The 16886-nt window shown below is 69.0% G+C and carries 18 protein-coding genes; 11 read left to right on the forward strand and 7 right to left on the reverse strand.

Features of this window, described 5'->3' with window-relative positions; genetic code table 11:
* From soxA to soxB, 3 genes are read left to right on the forward strand one after another with little or no spacing between them, the layout of a single operon-like run.
* Complete coding sequence (soxA, locus tag ACE3Q2_RS10320; protein ID WP_374473952.1) at positions 1 to 816, forward strand: sulfur oxidation c-type cytochrome SoxA; 816 nt, start codon at positions 1 to 3, stop codon at positions 814 to 816.
* Between the two features lie 10 nt (positions 817 to 826).
* Positions 827 to 1474, forward strand: a complete 648-nt coding sequence (gene soxX / locus ACE3Q2_RS10325; protein ID WP_374473953.1) for a sulfur oxidation c-type cytochrome SoxX — start codon at positions 827 to 829, stop codon at positions 1472 to 1474.
* A 1-nt stretch (position 1475) separates the two neighbouring features.
* The gene (gene soxB, locus ACE3Q2_RS10330) at positions 1476 to 3188 is read left to right on the forward strand and encodes a thiosulfohydrolase SoxB (protein ID WP_374473954.1); all 1713 of its coding nucleotides are present in this window, start codon (positions 1476 to 1478) and stop codon (positions 3186 to 3188) included.
* A gap of 16 nt (positions 3189 to 3204) precedes the next feature.
* On the opposite strand, the gene ACE3Q2_RS10335 is transcribed toward soxB, so the two are convergent.
* Entirely contained in the window at positions 3205 to 3546 is a 342-nt protein-coding gene (locus ACE3Q2_RS10335) for a metal-sensing transcriptional repressor (protein ID WP_374473955.1), read from the reverse strand.
* 89 nt (positions 3547 to 3635) lie between these two features.
* Between ACE3Q2_RS10335 and ACE3Q2_RS10340 the strand changes: the two genes are divergently transcribed.
* The 3 genes from ACE3Q2_RS10340 to ACE3Q2_RS10350 all read left to right on the forward strand — a co-directional run bounded on the left by ACE3Q2_RS10340 (position 3636) and on the right by ACE3Q2_RS10350 (position 5970).
* Positions 3636 to 4064, forward strand: coding sequence for a YeeE/YedE family protein (locus tag ACE3Q2_RS10340; protein ID WP_231696343.1), 429 nt, complete (start codon positions 3636 to 3638; stop codon positions 4062 to 4064).
* On the forward strand, positions 4064 to 4504 hold the full coding sequence (locus ACE3Q2_RS10345) for a YeeE/YedE family protein (RefSeq protein ID WP_231696344.1): 441 nt from the start codon (positions 4064 to 4066) through the stop codon (positions 4502 to 4504). Before ACE3Q2_RS10340 ends, ACE3Q2_RS10345 begins: the two co-directional genes overlap by 1 nt.
* 116 nt (positions 4505 to 4620) lie before the next feature.
* On the forward strand, positions 4621 to 5970 hold the full coding sequence (locus tag ACE3Q2_RS10350; protein ID WP_231696345.1) for an outer membrane protein transport protein: 1350 nt from the start codon (positions 4621 to 4623) through the stop codon (positions 5968 to 5970).
* Between the two features lie 70 nt (positions 5971 to 6040).
* Here the strand turns inward: ACE3Q2_RS10350 and ACE3Q2_RS10355 are convergent, their stop codons facing one another.
* From ACE3Q2_RS10355 to ACE3Q2_RS10365, 3 genes are read right to left on the reverse strand one after another with little or no spacing between them, the layout of a single operon-like run.
* The gene (locus ACE3Q2_RS10355; protein ID WP_374473956.1) at positions 6041 to 6517 is read right to left on the reverse strand and encodes a DsrE family protein; all 477 of its coding nucleotides are present in this window, start codon (positions 6515 to 6517) and stop codon (positions 6041 to 6043) included.
* 9 nt (positions 6518 to 6526) lie between these two features.
* Positions 6527 to 6910 carry a rhodanese-like domain-containing protein gene (locus tag ACE3Q2_RS10360; RefSeq protein WP_231696347.1) on the reverse strand — a complete coding sequence of 128 codons (384 nt, stop codon included), beginning with the start codon at positions 6908 to 6910 and terminating at the stop codon, positions 6527 to 6529.
* Between the two features lie 48 nt (positions 6911 to 6958).
* Positions 6959 to 7735, reverse strand: a complete 777-nt coding sequence (locus ACE3Q2_RS10365; RefSeq protein ID WP_374473957.1) for a sulfite exporter TauE/SafE family protein — start codon at positions 7733 to 7735, stop codon at positions 6959 to 6961.
* Positions 7736 to 8020: 285 nt separating this feature from the next.
* On the opposite strand from ACE3Q2_RS10365, the gene ACE3Q2_RS10370 reads away from it, so the two are divergent.
* Positions 8021 to 10648 (forward strand): TonB-dependent receptor domain-containing protein, encoded by a 2628-nt coding sequence (locus ACE3Q2_RS10370; protein ID WP_231696349.1) that lies wholly within the window; start codon positions 8021 to 8023, stop codon positions 10646 to 10648.
* Between the two features lie 105 nt (positions 10649 to 10753).
* Here the strand turns inward: ACE3Q2_RS10370 and ACE3Q2_RS10375 are convergent, their stop codons facing one another.
* Complete coding sequence (locus ACE3Q2_RS10375; RefSeq protein WP_374473958.1) at positions 10754 to 11617, reverse strand: helix-turn-helix domain-containing protein; 864 nt, start codon at positions 11615 to 11617, stop codon at positions 10754 to 10756.
* Between the two features lie 381 nt (positions 11618 to 11998).
* On the opposite strand from ACE3Q2_RS10375, the gene ACE3Q2_RS10380 reads away from it, so the two are divergent.
* Positions 11999 to 13030: a L,D-transpeptidase gene (locus tag ACE3Q2_RS10380; protein WP_374473959.1), complete on the forward strand. Its 1032-nt coding sequence runs from the start codon at positions 11999 to 12001 to the stop codon at positions 13028 to 13030.
* A gap of 29 nt (positions 13031 to 13059) precedes the next feature.
* Positions 13060 to 13755: a murein L,D-transpeptidase catalytic domain family protein gene (locus ACE3Q2_RS10385; protein WP_374473960.1), complete on the forward strand. Its 696-nt coding sequence runs from the start codon at positions 13060 to 13062 to the stop codon at positions 13753 to 13755.
* Positions 13756 to 13770: 15 nt separating this feature from the next.
* On the opposite strand, the gene ACE3Q2_RS10390 is transcribed toward ACE3Q2_RS10385, so the two are convergent.
* The gene (locus ACE3Q2_RS10390; RefSeq protein WP_231696927.1) at positions 13771 to 14529 is read right to left on the reverse strand and encodes an outer membrane beta-barrel protein; all 759 of its coding nucleotides are present in this window, start codon (positions 14527 to 14529) and stop codon (positions 13771 to 13773) included.
* Positions 14530 to 14968: 439 nt separating this feature from the next.
* Between ACE3Q2_RS10390 and ACE3Q2_RS10395 the strand changes: the two genes are divergently transcribed.
* Positions 14969 to 15565 (forward strand): type IV toxin-antitoxin system AbiEi family antitoxin domain-containing protein, encoded by a 597-nt coding sequence (locus tag ACE3Q2_RS10395; protein WP_374473961.1) that lies wholly within the window; start codon positions 14969 to 14971, stop codon positions 15563 to 15565.
* Entirely contained in the window at positions 15562 to 16431 is an 870-nt protein-coding gene (locus ACE3Q2_RS10400; RefSeq protein ID WP_374473962.1) for a nucleotidyl transferase AbiEii/AbiGii toxin family protein, read from the forward strand. Before ACE3Q2_RS10395 ends, ACE3Q2_RS10400 begins: the two co-directional genes overlap by 4 nt.
* A gap of 22 nt (positions 16432 to 16453) precedes the next feature.
* Here the strand turns inward: ACE3Q2_RS10400 and ACE3Q2_RS10405 are convergent, their stop codons facing one another.
* On the reverse strand, positions 16454 to 16825 hold the full coding sequence (locus ACE3Q2_RS10405) for a plasmid pRiA4b ORF-3 family protein (protein ID WP_374473963.1): 372 nt from the start codon (positions 16823 to 16825) through the stop codon (positions 16454 to 16456).
* Positions 16826 to 16886: the final 61 nt, after the last annotated feature.

Raw genomic sequence — 16886 nt, forward strand, 5'->3', positions numbered from 1 at the left:
ATGACCCAGTCCATCCCCAAGACCTTCGTGCTCGGCCTGGCGCTCGCGCTGGCGCCGGTGGCGGCTAGCTTCGCCCAGTCGGGCAGCGACGTGTTCGCGGAGTACCGCGAGATGTTCGGCGACGACAACCCGGCCGAGCTGGCCGAGATGCAGGGCGAGGAAATCTGGCGTGCGGTGCGCGGCCCGAAGCAGGCCTCGCTGGAGCAGTGCGACCTGGGCCTGGGCCCGGGCGTGCTGCAGGGCGCCTACGCGCAGCTGCCGCGCTGGTTCGAGGACGCGGGCCAGGTGATGGACCTGGAAATGCGCCTGCTGTGGTGCATGGAAAAGCAGCAGGGCCTGGACGTCTCGGCCCTGCGTGCCCATCCGTTCTCCGAGCAGGGCCAGCAGCAGACCGACCTCGAGGCGCTCTCGGCGTTCATCGCCGCGCAGTCGCGCGGGGCCACGGTGGCGGTGCCGCAGCAGCACCCGGCCGAACGCCGGGCCTTCGAGAACGGCAAGCGTTTCTTCAACTACCGTGCGGGCCCGCATGATTTTTCCTGCGCCACCTGCCACACCCACGACGGCAAGCGCATCCGCCTGCAGGACATGCCGCGGCTCAACACCGTCGAGGGCGCCAAGGGCTCGTTCCCGACCTGGCCGGCCTACCGCCTGAGCCAGGGCGCGGTGCGCACGCTCGAGTGGCGCATGAACGACTGCATGCGCCAGCAGCGCCTGCCCGGCCTGCAGCACGGTTCCGACGTGGCCATCGGACTGATCACCTACCTCGGCGTGCAGGCCAACGGCGCCGTGATGGATTCGCCCGGCCTGAAGCGATAGGACCCCGACCATGAAGACCCTCCGAACCGCTTCCCTGCCGCTGCTCGCCGCGCTGTTCGCGGCCGGCTGCGGCCACGCGCCCAAGGCCGGCGACACCGCCGCCGCCTTCGACGCGCCGCTCGACATCACCGGCTCCTTCGCCCCGCGCGGCCAGGCCGGCATGGACCGCCTGGACCAGGACGAAACCCAGCGCATCTGCAGCGAATACGAAGGCAAGCCGGTGCCGCCCGAGCTGGTGACCACCATCATGGAAGCCGCCAACGCCGGCATCCGTTTCCCGGCCGACGGCAACTACCTGGGCGACTGGAAGAACGGCGAGAAGATCGCCAAGACCGGCACCGGACTGCAGAGCAACGACGACCCGAACCTGCCCAACGGCGGCAACTGCTATGCCTGCCACCAGATGGCCGCGGAAGAGATCGCCTACGGCACCATCGCGCCTTCGCTGGGCCTGTACGGCAAGCTGCGCGGCAACAGCGAACCCATCCTCAAGTACACCTGGACGCGCCTGTGGAACTCGCACGCCTACAACGCGTGCTCGCACATGCCGCGCTTCGGCGAGAAGAAGATCCTCGACGAGCAGCAGCTCAAGGACGTGATGGCCTACCTGTTCGACCCGCAGTCGCCGGTCAACCTCGAAGCGCCCGGGAAGAACTGAAATGCAGCGCCGCGAATTCCTGTCCGTCATGGCGGCCGCGGCCGCCGCCCTGGCCCAGTCCGACCCGGCGCTGGCGCGCAGCCCGCGGGCGATGCGGCGGCTCTACGACGTGCCGCGCCACGGCAACGTGCACCTGCTGCACTTCACCGACAGCCACGCCCAGCTGCTGCCGATCCACTTCCGCGAGCCGTCGGTGAACATCGGCGTCGGCGAAGCGCTCAACCGCGCCCCGCACGTGGTCGGCAAGGCTTTCCTGGAAAGCTTCGGCCTGCGCGCCGGCACGCCGGAGGCACACGCCTTCACCTGCCTGGACTTCGTCGGGGGCGCGCGCGAATACGGCAAGGTCGGCGGCTTCGCCCACCTGGCCACGCTGGTGAAGCAGCTGCGCGATTCCCGCCCGGGCGCGCTGCTGCTCGACGGTGGCGACACCTGGCAGGGTTCCGGCACGGCGCTGTGGACGAACGGCCAGGACATGGTCGACGCCTGCAAGCTGCTCGGCGTGGACGTGATGACCGGCCACTGGGAATTCACCCTGGGCGCCGAGCGCGTGCAGGAAATCATCAGCCGGGACTTCGCCGGCAAGGTGGAGTTCGTCGCGCAGAACGTGAACACGCGCGACTTCGGCGACCAGGTCTTCAAGCCCTACGTCATCCGCGAGATGAACGGCGTGCCGGTGGCCATCCTGGGCCAGGCCTTCCCCTACACGCCCATTGCCAACCCGGCCTGGATGGTGCCCGACTGGAGCTTCGGCATCCAGGAAGAGGCCATGCAGGTGGCCATCGACGCCGCCCGCGCCGAAGGCGCGCAGGTGGTGGTGCTGCTTTCGCACAACGGCATGGACGTGGACCTCAAGCTCGCCTCGCGCGTGCGCGGCCTGGACGCCATCCTCGGCGGCCACACCCACGACGGCATGCCGATGCCCACGCGCGTGCGCAACGCCGGCGGCGAAACCCTGGTGACCAACGCCGGCAGCAACGGCAAGTTCCTGGGCGTGCTCGATTTCGACGTGCGAAACGGCAAGGTGGCCAGCTGGAAATACCGCCTGCTGCCGGTGTTCGCGAACGCGCTGGCCGCCGACCGGGACATGCAGAAGCTCATCGACGACGTGCGCGCGCCCTACCTGGCCAGGCTCGACGAGCCGCTGGCCCGCACCGACGAGCTGCTCTACCGCCGTGGCAACTTCAACGGCAGCTTCGACCAGCTGATCCTCGACGCCATGCTCGAGGTGAAGGGCGCCCAGGTGGCGCTGTCGCCGGGCTTCCGCTGGGGCACGTCGCTGCTGCCGGGCGACACGATCCGCATGGAACACCTGATGGACCAGACCGCCATCACCTACCCGCACTCCACCCTCACCGACATGAAGGGTTCGATGCTCAAGACCGTGCTCGAGGACGTGGCCGACAACCTGTTCAACGCCGACCCGTATTACCAGCAGGGCGGCGACATGGTGCGCGTGGGCGGCATGGACTACTCGATCGACCCGAACGCCACCATGGGCAACCGCATCCGCGACATGCGCATCGGCGGCGTGGCGGTGGAAGCCGACAAGACCTACCGCGTGGCCGGCTGGGCGCCGGTGGCGGAAGGCGCGCAGGGCGAGCCGATCTGGGACGTGGTGGCCGGCTGGCTGCGCGACCGCAAGACGGTGTCGCTCAAGCAGGTCCAGCAGCCGAAGCTCATCGGCGTGGACGGCAACGCGGGCCTGCTGGGCTGAGGTGCGCTTGGAACGATCAGGCGTACTTGCTGAGCGTGCGGATGATGCCGGAGACGCGCTCCTGGCGCTGGCCCTCGTCCCGGCCGTCGGCGATCTCGTATTCGAGGCTGCAGGCCATCATTTCGAAGAAGGCGCGGTCGAGCGCCTGGCGCGCGGCCGCGAGCTGCTGGGCGATGTCCTCGCAGGACTCGCCGCCCTCGACCATGCGCAGGACGCCGCGGATCTGCCCTTCCACGCGGCGCAGCCGCAGGCCGATGGCACGCTGGTGCGCGGCGCGGATCTCGGTGGCGGTCTGGACGGTGGCGACGGCGGTGCCGGTGGCCTTCTTCGGCGCCTTGCGCTTGCTCGGGGTCGGCATGTTCGCGGTTCCAAAATTGCTTCGGGAATGCTAGCACACGGCGCCCGCAGCGCCCTTCGCAGCGCGGCCTGCAGGGCCGGGGTGGCGCGATGAGCGAAGCCCAGCTGCTGCAGGCCATCGCCGGCGGCGCCCTGATCGGGCTCTCGGCCGGTTTGCTGTTCATCTTCAATGGCCGCATCGCCGGCGTGAGCGGATTCTTCGGCGACGCGCTGGCCAACCCGAAGTTGCCCGAGACCGCGGCGCGCGTGCTGTTCCTGGTCGGGCTGGTGGCGGGTTACCTGCTGGTGCGCCACTTCGTGGCCGGCACCGGCGGCATGCAGCTGCAGGTGGGCTGGGGCGGCATGGTGCTGGCCGGGCTGCTGGTGGGGTATGGCACGCGCCTGGGCTGCGGCTGCACGTCGGGGCACGGCATCTGTGGCATCGCCCGCCTGTCGCCGCGCTCGCTGGCCGCGACGGCGGTGTTCATGGCGGCCGGGGTGGGCACCGTGTTGCTGCTGCGCCTGGCGGGGTGGCGCTGATGCGCGCGGTCGTCGCCCTGGCCTGCGGCACGCTGTTCGGCGCCGGCCTGACGCTGGCGGGCATGACCGATCCCGCGCGCGTCATTGGTTTCCTCGACGTGGCGGGCGCCTGGGACCCGAGCCTGGCCGTGGTGATGGCCAGTGCGCTGGCAGTGGCGCTGCCGATGTTCCAGTGGGCGCTGCGGCGCCAGGCGCGCCCCGTGCTGGCGCCGCGCCGGTACCTGCCCGAACGCACCGAGATAGACCGCGACCTCGTCGTCGGCGCGCTGCTGTTCGGCGCCGGCTGGGGCATCGCCGGCCTGTGCCCGGGACCGGCGATTGCCGGCCTCGGCTCGGGCCGGCCGGAACTCTTCGCCTTCGTGCTCGCCATGGCGGCGGGCGTGGGGGTGCGTGCCTTGCACGCGGCGCGCACGGCGCGCCGCGACGACTGCCGGAGCTAGGCGCCGTGCGCCGCCCGCGGTTGCCAATGGAACAACTAAAGCCACGGGCCGATGGTCGGCCAGGGCAAACACGCCACCGGCTCGCGCGCCGGCGGTGAAATCCCGGGGAGGGAACCATGCGCACGACTGTCCACCACCGCAAGTTGCACACCACCGCGATACTCGCGGCGATCTCGCTGCTCGGGAGCGGATCCGCCTTCGCCACCAACGGCTACTTCTCGCACGGCTACGGCACCCAGAGCAAAGCCATGGCCGGCACCGGCGTGGCCCGTTCGCTCGACACCCTGGCCCCGGCCACCAACCCCGCCGGCCTGCTCGGCGTCGAGGACGGCATGGACGCGGGCATGGGCTGGTTCTCGCCCGATCGCGGCTACGAAGTCACCGGCGGCCCGTCCGGCGCCTGCATGTCGGCGCAGCAGTGCACCTTCGGCGTCGGCCCGGCCAGGCTGCGCAGCGACAAGGACTATTTCCTCATCCCGCACTTCGGCTGGAAGCGTTCGCTGGGCGAAAACGCCGCGATCGGCGTGGCCGTGTACGGCAACGGCGGCATGAACACCCGCTACCTCGGCGGCAGCGCCACCTTCGGCGTGCCCATGGGCAGCGTGCCCCCGGGCATGGGCTTCACCATGCCGGGCACCTTCGGCGACGGCACCGCGGGCGTGGACCTGATGCAGATGTTCATCGCCCCGACCTATGCGCGGGCCTTCGGCGAGGACTCCTCGTTCGGCATCTCGCCCATCATCGCGCTGCAGAGCTTCGAGGCCCGCGGCCTGGGCAACTTCGCGCCGTTTTCTTCCGACCCGACCAAGCTCACCAACAACGGACACGACACCAGCTACGGCCTGGGCCTGAAGCTGGGCATGCAGACCCAGCTGGGCGAGGGCGTGCGCTTCGGCGCCTCGTACCAGACCAAGATGTCGATGAGCGAGTTCGACGACTACGCCGGCCTGTTTGCCAACCAGGGCGACTTCGACATCCCGGCCACCGCCACCGTGGGCATGGCTTTCGATGCCGGCGACAAGCTGACGGTCGAGTTCGACGTGCAGTGGATCGCCTATGGCGACGTCGACTCTATAGCCAATCCGATGCTGCCCAACCTGATGATGGCGCCGCTCGGCGCGAACGGCGGTGCCGGCTTCGGCTGGGACGACATGACGGTGTTCAAGCTCGGCGCCGAATACCGCGCCACGGCCGACTCCACCTGGTACTTCGGCTACAGCCACACCGACCAGCCGATCCCTTCGAGCGAAGTGCTGTTCAACATCCTCGCCCCGGGCGTGGTCGAGAACCACTTCACCGTCGGCTACAGCCGCGCCCACGGTTCCAAGGGCAACCGCTGGACGGTGTCGGCGATGGTCGCGCCTTCGGTGGAAGTGCGCGGCGGCAACCCGCTGGACCCGGCGCAGACGGTCGAGCTGAGCATGGACCAGTACGAAGTCGAGTTCAGCTACCACTTCAAGGGCTGAGCCAGGCAAAACGAAGGCCGGGTCGCCCTGCGGCGGCCCGGCCTTTTTGTTTGCGCCCGCGGTGGCGGCGTCAGGGCTTGATGTAGGCCGCGCCCTCGTCGCACTGCAGGCGGGTGAGTTCGGCCACGCCGGAGGGCACCACCTCGACGTCGGGCAGCAGCTGCTCGCGCTTGATGTCGCGCGCCACCAGGGTGTTGTTGCAGACGCGGAACTTAACCCCGGCCGCGACATGGGTGTCGACGATGGCCTCGTAGGAATTGCCGTGCTCGTCCATGGCGCCGTCGAGCAGGAAGTCCACGCCGCCGCCGAAGGCCACCACCACGAGTTCGGCGGTCGGGTCCGCGGCGCGGTGCGCGCCCAGGTTGCGCATCATCTTGATGGCGCGGGTGTGGTCGCTGATGTGGTACGCGGCGGTGCGGTGTTTCGGCTTCGCCGGCGTGGCCGCGGCCGCGGCGGGCCGGGCGGCGGCGAGCGCGGGCAGGGACAGGCCCAGCAGGGCCAGCTTGCCCAGCAGGCCGCGGCGGCCGGTTGGCGTCGTGTTGGTCATGGTCGTTCCTTACTTGGCGACCGGGCGGCCGGCCGCCGCCCAGCCATTGAAGCCGCCGGCCAGCGACACCGGGTCGCGGAAGCCGAGCCGGCGCAGCGCATCGGCCGCCAGCGCGCTGCGGGCACCGCTGCGGCAGCTGAGGATGATGGTGGCCTCGCGATGGCCCAGCGCCGGGTCCTTCACGCAGTTCACGGCCGGGTGGCCGTCCACTTCGAACTCGAGCACGCCGCGCGGGATGTTCACCGCGCCGGGGATGTAACCGGCGGCGAACTCGGCCGGTTCGCGCACGTCCACCACGGGCGTGCCCGCGGCCTGCAGTTCGAGCAGCTGCTCGTGGTCGATCTCGCGGATGTTGGCCTTGGCCTCGGCGACCATGTCCTGGACGGTTTTCATTGGCATCTCCTGGGGTGGCGTGAGGAGCAGGGGAAGAATACGCCGGCGTCAGCCGGCGAACAGGCCCGGCGCGGTGCGCGCGATGATGAACAGGCCCATCAGCACCAGGAAGACCGAGAACATCTTCCTCAGCTTCTGCTGCGGCAGCCGGCCGGCCAGCTGCTGGCCGACCAGGCTGCCGCCGGCGCCCACGGCCGTGAATATGCCGATCAGGCGCCAGTCGAGCACCAGGCCGGCGGCACCCAGCACGCTCACGTACTTGGCGAAGCCGCTGAAGGACTTGAGCGCGATGATCCACAGGCTGGTGCCGATGGCGCGGTGCATCGCCAGGCCGCCCAGCAGAACCAGCGCCGGCAGGATGAGGAAACCACCGCCCACGCCGACCAGGCCGGTCAGCACGCCCACGCCCAGGCCGTCGAGCACGATCAGCAGGCGCGAGCGCGGCACGTGCACATGGTCCACGGGCCGGACTTTCGCCGGCCGGAACATCATCCAGGCCGCCGCCAGCATCACCAGCGCGAACAGGAACAGCTGCACCGGGCCCGGGATCCAGCGCGAGATGGCCGCGCCCAGCCAGGTGCCCGCCATGCCGGGGATGCCGAACCAGACCACGCTGCGCCAATCCACCTCGCGCTTGAGCGTCCAGGGAATGGCGCCGGCCAGGGCCACGCCGCCGACGATGGCCAGCGAGCCGGCGATGGCGATCTTCTCGGGCTGGCCCACCAGGTAAACCAGCACCGGCACGGTGAGGATGGAGCCGCCGGAACCCAGCAGCCCCAGCGACAGGCCGATGGCCACCGCGCCCAGCAGGGCGAACCACATCATGGCGTCGCCACCGTTACGGTGGCTGCGGCGCGCGGGGTCGGGGCGCTCATCGGGGGTCGCTGCCTTGGATAGGGTGGGGGGTATGTCCCACGCCGCCAATGTAGGAGCCGGCACCCGCCATTGCAAGGCGTCGTTCCGCGGCCGGCCCCGGAAATACGAATCCCGGCACACCGAAATGCTCAACCTGCGCACGGCTTATGCATACGCCGGCTACTGTCATATTGTTAAGCACTTGTAAACATCACTGCTCCGGCCATCCGGCCTTGAGTAGTGGAGTAACGCAAGATGCAATCCCGTACGCTTTCCGCGTCCATCCAGCGCGCGCTGCTGGCCATGGCGGCGGTCTCGGCCGGCGCGCTGTCCGCCACCAGCGCACTCGCGCAGGAGTCGGAAGACGCCGCCACCCTCGACACCATCGAAGTCACCGGTTCGCGCCTCAAGCGCGCCGACATCGAAGGCGCCGTGCCGGTCATCGTGATCGACCGCGCCCAGATCGACGCGTCGGGCGACGTTTCCGTGGCCGACGTGCTGCGCGACTCGACCTTCGCCTCGTTCGGCAACTTCAAGCCGCAGTCGGGCTCCTCGGCCCAGTCGCTGGCCACCATCGACCTGCGCGGCGTCGGCTCCGGCCGCACCCTGGTGCTGATCGACGGCCGCCGCGCCCCGACCAACCCGATGTCCGCTTCGTCGGGCACCGACCTCAACGCCATCCCGCTGGCTGCCGTCGAGCGCATCGAGATCCTGTCCGACGGCGCCTCGGCCGTGTACGGCTCCGACGCCATCGGCGGCGTGGTCAACGTGATCCTGCGCAAGGACTTCAACGGCGCCGAGCTGCGTTATGGCATCGGTTCGACCGAAGTGAAGGGCGGCGACCTGCAGGACATGTCGGTCGTGTTCGGCTCTTCGTCCGACCGCACCCGCGTGATCGGCGGCGCCTCGTCCTCGAAGCGAGGCATGGTCTTCACCCGTGACCAGATCGGCGGCTCGGGCCGGGGTGTCTCCGACTACGGCAACAACTTCTACGACTGGACCGTCGTCGACGCGAACGAAGACGGCGTGATCGATACTGGCGACCTTGGCGACGTCGACGGCGACGGCAATGCCTATGACGGCCTGACTGGCGACCTTGGCGCGGTACCGGGATTCGCCTGCAACCAGGGCGCGTTCTACTTCCTGGCCAACGGCCTGTGCTCGTTCAACTTCAACTCGGTCGCGGCCAACGACGCCAAGGTCGGCACCAAGTCGGTGTTTATCCGCGCTGACCACCAGATCAACGACAACTGGTCCATCTACGGCTCCGCCAGCATGACCAAGGTCGAGACCTTCGGTCGCTATGCGCCGGTCCCGGGCGTGGTGCGCGTCGAGGACGGCACCTCGCAGGACATCAACAACAATCCGCTCCTGATCGCTGCCCACGACGGCGTCACCGACGGCCTGCCGACCTACTACTTCCACCGCTTCGCCGCGGCCGGCAATCGTGACAACTTCACGGACACCACCAATGCCGACTATCTGGTGGGTTTCCAGGGCCAGCTGACCGACACCATCGGCATCGACTTCGGCGCCCGTCGCACTGACTACAAGTACACCGAGCTGGGCCGTGGCTACATCGTGGCCAGCCTGGCCAATGCCGCCGCCAACAACGGCGACTACGACCTGACCGACCCGTACAGCGCCGACCCGGCGGTCCTGTCGGGCATGCAGGCCACCATCAGCCGCGATTCCCGCTGGACCACAGACGAAATTTACGCGCTGCTCAACTTCGACCTGTTCGAGATGGGCGGCGGCACCTCCAACGGCGTGTTCGGCGTCGAGTACCGCGAAGACAACCTGGTCGACCTGTACGACTCGCTTTCGGAAGCCGGCGAGGTGCTGGGTTCCTCGGGTAATTCGACCTCCGGTTCGCGCGACGCCAAGGCCGTGTACTTCGAATGGCTGCTGCCGTTCACCAGCAACTTCGACATCACGCTGGCCGGCCGTTGGGACAGCTACAGCGACTACGGCAACGACTTCTCGCCGAAGATCGCCATGCGCTGGCAGCCGCTGGACACCCTGACCCTGCGTGGTTCCTTCGGCCAGGGCTTCCGCGCCCCGGGCCTGGACATCCTGAACGCCAAGACCGCGTTCTCGGCCGAGCCGGTCAACGACGCGGCGTCCTGCGCCGCTGTGGGCGAGCCGAGCACCTGCCAGCTGCAGGTCAACACCTACTTCCAGGCCAACCCGAACCTGTCCTCGGAGCAGTCGACGCAGTTCAGCGTCGGCGCGGTGTGGGATCCGCTCGAGTGGCTTGACCTCTCGGTGGACTACTACAACATCGAGATCGAAGACTCGATCAGCCAAATCACCCCGCAGGCGATCATCAACTCCGAACTGGATCCGGTCACCTACGGTCCGATTCCGCCCGGCATGAGCATCACCCGCCGCGCCGATGGCTCCATCAAGGAAATTGTCGCTGGCTACGCCAACCAGGGCACGCTGGAAACCGATGGCATCGATTTCCGCGCCAACACCAGCTTCGACCTGGGCAAGTACGGCGAACTGCGCAACCAGCTGACCATTTCGTACATCAACAGCTACGACGTTGACGACGGCCTGGGCAACATCACCGAGTTCCTGGACATCAACGGCTACCCGGACCGCCGCGGCAGCCTGTACAACACCTGGACCTTCGGCGACTTCACCGCCGGCTGGAACATCAACTACATCGGCGCCAACGGCCCGGTGGGTGGCTATGCCACCAACGACGTGCAGCTGACCTGGAACGCGCCGTGGAAGGGCACCATCACCGTCGGTGCCACCAACGTCGGCGACCGTTACCCGGAGCTGACCGCGTTCGACGGCCGTCCGTGGAACTTCTACCTGTACGACGCCTACGGCCGCACCACGTACTTCCGCTACACGCAGACGTTCTGATGCAGCCACCCCCGGCGCCGGGCAACCGGCGCCGGGACACGCAAGAAGAAAGGCCCGCAACGCAAGTTGCGGGCCTTTTGCTTTGGGCGCGGACGCCGCGGGACGTCAGCGCGCGGCGGAGCGGCGGATCTCGGAGGTGGTGTAGCCGAACTTGGCCTTGAAGGAGCGGCAGAACGCGCTCTTGCTCTCGAAGCCGACCACTTCGGAAATGTCGCCGATGGGCATGCGGGTGTTGCGCACCAGGGTCCAGGAGCGGTCCACGCGCAGGCGGCTGGCGTATTCCACCGGCGTCTCGCCGAACACCTCGCGGTACAGGCGGATCAGGTGGGTGGGCGAGTAGTTCGCCACCTCGGCCAGGCGGCCCAGGTCCAGGCGCGACTCGCGCCCGTAGGTGACCAGGTGGCGCACGCGCATCAGCCGCACCAGCACCTGTTCGCGGCGCTGGGTGGTGCGGCCGCTGCAGGCGTCGAGGTGCTGGCGCAGCGGGCACTGGGCGTCGTGCAGCGCCGACACCAGGGCGCCGAGCGCGGCTTCGTGGCGGGCTTCGCCCTGCCGGGCCAGGCGCGCCACCCGCACCATCAGGCGGCGTAGTTCATGTTCGGGCTCGAGCTGCCAGGGCAGCAGCATGCGGTCGGGGCCGCCCTGCGTGCCCTGCAGGCGGCGGCTCCACAGCGCGGCGGGGGCCGCGATGCCGATGGCGCCGACCGGACCGTGCGAGAACAGTCGCATCGCGCCGTCCTGCCAGGTGAGCAGGCGGCCGGCGGCGACGTCGCCGTTGAACTGCGGCGACTGCACGCCGAGCGAACCGCGCAGCACCCACCAGGCCGAAGCCCAGCCGGCGGGAACGTCGATCTGCACGCCGCGTTCGGTGGCGGTGACGAAGTGGAAGCGGTCGCCCGACAACGCGAGGGCTTCCGCGAAGCCGAGGCGATGGTGGGAGGCGGAGGACAAGGTTGCGCGTGGGCTCATGGCACTTTTTCCGGGGGATAGCGCCAGTTTCCACGGAGCCACAAGGGCCGCATGGGTCGGAGGTCATGTCCAGGGGTGCGAACAGCGGACGTCCGGGCGGCGGTTTCGGCGCGGTTCAGAAAAGCGGCGAAAAGCGCGATGCAACGTCAATCCAAGCGGCAATCCATGTACACGCCAGCGCAATGCACAACGTTCAAGATGCATCCGTCAGCGACGCCAAATCTCTCTCTCTCCAACGGCACGGCGAACCGGGAACCTTCAGAGTGGGTTCGGGACAAACTGGTTCGTCTTCGCAGACACGGCCCGAATGGATTCGGGCCGTTTTCATTTGCGGCCCCGGCATTCCGTTAGCATGGCCCTGGCTTGTTCCGGAGCGTCGCCTTGGCCTGCAACCTTCCTGTATTTCGTTTCATCGGCGCCTGCCTGTTCATGGCGTTGGCGCTGCCGCTGGCGGCCGCGCCGCCCGCCACGCCGTCGGCACCGCTGCAGCTGCTGCCGGGTGAATACCTGTGGTTGCCCGAGCTCGCCCCGAAGGGCCCGCTGCTGGTGCTGGTGAGCCTGCCCGAGCAGCGCGCCTATGTTTACCGCAACGGCGTGCGCATCGGCGTGGCCACCGTGAGCACCGGCAAGAAGGGCCATGAAACGCCCACCGGCGTGTTCACCATCCTGCAGAAGAAGCGCGAGCACTTCTCGAACCTCTACGACGACGCGCCGATGCCGTTCATGCAGCGGCTTACCTGGGACGGCGTGGCGCTGCACGCGGGCCGCGTGCCGGGTTATCCCGCCTCGCACGGCTGCGTGCGCCTGCCGGAGGCGTTCTCGGAAAAGCTGTTCGGCGTGACCGAGCGCGGCATGACCGTGGTGATCATCGACGAACCGGGGCGCGCGCCCATGCTGGCCGACCCCGCGCTGTTCCCGCCGCCGCCCGCCGCGCCGCGCGCCGGCACGCCGGTGGCCGAGCTGGCGCTGCCGCCGCCCGCCGGCGCCGGCTACACCTGGACACCCGACGCGGCCCCGGCCGGCGCCATCACCGTGGTGCTGAGCACCGGCGACCGCGAGATGGTGGTGCTGCGCGAAGGCGTCGAGATCGGCCGCGCGCCGGTCGGCGTGGCCGGCCCGCTGCCCGGCGGCACCACGGCCTACACCCTGCTCGACGGCCTGCGGGACGACGCGCTCCCCCTGCTTCCCGAGCGCCCCCGCCGGCGCTGGCTGCGGGTGCTGGGCGAGGGCGGCGACGACCCGGCCGACAGCCTGGCCGCGGCCGCGCTGCGGGTGGACCCGGCCTTCGTGGCCCGGGTGTATGACGCCCTCACCCCCGGCGCCACCCTGGTGGTCACGGATGAACGGTTGCGCCCGGCCGCGGCCCTGACCGTGCTCGAGGGGGATGGAAAACCGCCGGCCGAGCCCCATTGAGCCGCGTACATACCCCGGGATGTATGCTGATGGCCATGACCCGCCGCCTGACCTGGCTCCTGCTGCTGGCCCTGCCGCCCGCCTTCGCCGGCGAACCGTTGCTCGAGCGGCTGTCGGCCGCGGCGCCCGCCGCCGACCCGCAGGTGCTGGCCCTGGCCCTGGAAGCGCGCGAGTGCGCGATGCAGGCCGAGACGGCGCCCGCCTCCGACCGCCTGGCCGTGATCGACTACTCGCGCCCCTCCACCGAACCGCGCCTGTGGGTGTTCGACCTGCGCGAGGGCAAGCTGCTGTTCGCCGAACACGTGGCGCACGGCAAGGGCAGCGGCGAGAACCATGCCACCGCGTTTTCGAACCGCGACGGCAGCCATCAGTCCAGCCTGGGCCTGTTCCTCACCGCCGAGACCTACCAGGGCGGCAACGGCTATTCGATGCGAATGGACGGCCTGGAGCCCGGCGTGAACGACGCCGCGCGCGACCGGATGATCGTGATGCACGGCGCCGGCTACGTGGATCCGCTCACCGCCGCGCTGCAGGGCCGCCTTGGCCGCAGCTTCGGCTGCCCCGCGGTGCGCCGCGAGGTGGCGCGCCAGATGATCGACACCCTCAAGCAGGGCCAGCTGCTGTTCGCCTACTACCCCGACGAAAACTGGCTGGAAGCCTCGCGCTTCCTGGGATGCCGCCGCGACGCGCTCGCGCGCCGCAAGACCGGGGCCAGCCAGGGCTGACCCCGGCCCGGCCGATCAGAAGCGGTAGTTCAGCGCGAGGCGCAGGGTCTCGAAGTCCGCCTCCTGCCGCACCGACTCGGTATACGGCGGCGACGTGAAGCTGCTGCCCGGCAGGTATTCGGTGTCGAAGCCGAGCGAGTCGACGTCGGCCATCAGCCACTCGCCGCGCAGCGACCACTGGTTGCCGAAGTCATACTGGTAGGCAACACCAATCTCGGTGCCCTCGAGGGTATCCGAGCCGACGCCGGCCTTGAGGTAGTTGCCGTTGCTGACGATGCCGGCGAAGGCCTGCGCGTCCACCTGCACCCAGCCCACGCTGAGCGAGAACAGGTGGCTGCCGCTGGCCCAGCCGATGCGGCCCTTGAGGGCCAGCTTGTCGTCGAGCTCGATGGCGTTGCCGTAGTCGTAGCTCAGGCTGGGGAAGGTCGCGGTGGGCGTCAGGCCGGTGGAGCGGTCCTCGTCGATGCCCAGCTTGCTCCAGTCCAGTTCGGCGCCGAGCACGAAGCCGCTGGTGAACTGGTGGTTGTAGCCCACCTGCAGGCCGTAGACGGAGCCACTGGCATCGAGGCCGGGCGACAGGCCGGCCGCGACTTCGTCGCGCAGGGCCTGGCTTTCGACCGACCACTGGCCGCCGAGGGTGGTGTTGGCTTCGGCGTCCGAGTCGCCCTGGCCTGCGTGGACGCCGGCGTACCAGCCGGTCCAGTCACCGTTGGCGGCCAGGGCCGCGGGGGCGGCCAGGGAAAGGGCGATCAGGAGCGAGAGTCGTTTGTGCATGTGCGTTTCCTCAAGGGGGATGACATTGCCCGCCCGCGGGGGGCGCTTGCGGGTGAGGGCAATGTGAAAAACGCGGCGGCACGGCCGGCCCTGCCAGCTTTCCAGGGGAAAGCCGACGGACGGCAGGAACGGGGAGGGGAAGGGGGGAGATGGCGCGCCCGGAGGGATTCGAACCCCCGACCTGGCTTCGGAAGCCGTGAAAAGCCAGCGGTGGCAAAGGATTGCGGACCGTGTCCTGTCGTCCGTAGCGATCTGGCCGGCTTGAGCACGAACCCGAGCCGGCTTGGCACGACGTCGCTTGGAGTCAATCTGCGCCCCAGCCCAAGGCTTTGGCCGGCACATTCGTGGGAGTAAAGGCCAGCTTCCAAGGTGGTTTCGGTGTGTTACAAAAACACACACATAGTTGACAAATAGATAGCAATTGGAACAGTCTTGCGGCATGGATCCGCACGCCAAAGCCAAGCACCTGCTCGAAACCCACGGCAGCGCCCGGGCCCGCGAACTCCGGGCCGCTGGCCTAGAGGGGGCCCAGATCGCGCGCCTGGTGAAACGGGGTGAGCTGGTCAGGCTGGCGCGTGGCGTCTACTCGCTGCCCGGCCGGGCGCCGTCGGCGGACGAGGGGCTGCAGATCGTCGCGCGCCGGGTGCCCGACGGCTTTTTCTGCCTCCTGACGGCGCTGCGCTTCCACAGGCTCACGACACAGGCACCGCACTCGGTCTGGCTGGGAATCGCCGCCGGCCGGCACGCGCCCCTGCTGGACTGGCCCGCGCTGCGGGTCGTTCGGTATTCGGGTGCCGGCCTCTCGGCCGGAATCGAAACCCACGCCCGCGACGGCGTGCCGCTGCGCGTGACCAGCGTCGCCCGGACTGTCGTGGATTGTTTCAAGTTCCGAAACAAGATCGGTCTGGACGTGGCACTGGAGGCGCTCGCCCAGGTGCGCCGCGAGCGTCGAACGAGCAACGACGAAATCTGGCGAATGGCGAGTCAGTTTCGGATGGCGAATGTGATGCGGCCTTACCTGGAATCGGTGGCATGAGCGTTCCCTCGCCATCACGGATTGACTCGATCCGCCAGCGGTTGCTGAACCATGCGAAGCAGGTGGGCGAGGAATTCCAGCTCACACTCGACCGTTATGCCGTCGAGCGCCTGCTATATCGGCTTTCAATTTCGCGCCACCGGGATGATTTCCTGCTCAAGGGCGCCATGCTTTTCCGGCATTGGTTCGACCAGGAGCACCGCCCGACACGTGACGCGGATTTCCTCGGGTTCGGTTCGCCGGACCCGGCAAGGGTCGAAGCCATCGTGCGCGAACTCTGCGCGATAGAGGCCGATGACGGCCTGGTGTTCGATCTCTCGGGCCTCGGCGTCAGCGAGATCCGCGAGACGGCCCGCTATGACGGGCTGCGCGTGAATCTGCGCGCCCGCCTGGGCGCCGCCGCGTGCCTGGTCCAGTGGGATATCGGATTCGGAGATGCGGTTACGCCAGGGCCCGAGGACGCCGAGTTGCCGACCTTGCTCGAGGACCTGCCCGCGCCCTCGCTGCGCATTTATCCGCGCGAAACCGTTTTTGCGGAGAAACTGGAGGCCATCGTCGTGCTCGGCATGGCCAACAGCCGGATGAAGGACTACTTCGACCTGCTCAGCCTGGCCCGGGAGGGGCGTCTCGATCCGGCCGAACTGCGAAATGCCGTGTCCGCCACCTTCGAGCGGCGGAACACACCCATGCCGCCGTCCCTCCCGATAGGGCTGACGGCCGAATTCGCATCGGACAGTGCCAAGCAAAGGCAATGGCGGGCCTTCCTCAAACGGGGCCGCCTGGAAGCGCCTGGGCTTGTGGAGGTGGTGGCCGAGTTGGCTGGCGTCGTGGCGGCGTTTCTTGGGACCCCGCAGGCCTCCCAATAGCCGGGGGCGGCCCCGCCGGCAGTCAGCGCTGGGATGCCAGGTACGCCAGTAGCCGCTTGAGCCGCGGCGCCGGGTTGGCGAACTTCACCTGCTGCTCGTCGGAGGCCTCGGGGTCGAACTTGCCGCGCTTGCCCTTCTGGCTGCTGGCCCAGACATGGGACGACTTGTGGTCCGGGTCCCCGGGGTCGGCCAGGGTTTCGAGCAGGCTCTCGTAGCCGCCCGGGCCGCCACAGTCATCCGGCGGGGCGGAGCGCTCGCCGGCGATGCAGCGCGGGTATTTCTTGCCCGGGGCCGCCTCGAGGATCTCCTCGAGCACGACCGTGTGCTCCCAGCCGTCGCCGAAGTCGTACTCGTACTCAAGCCGCGGGTTGGCGCGGGTCAGGACGTCGGCCACGCGGTGTGAATCGCCCCGGCTTCTCCGGAGGCCATTTCGTTTGAGTCACGCCGCGATGGCG

It is taken from the genome of Arenimonas sp. (genome assembly GCF_041913985.1).
Lineage (GTDB): Bacteria > Pseudomonadota > Gammaproteobacteria > Xanthomonadales > Xanthomonadaceae > Arenimonas.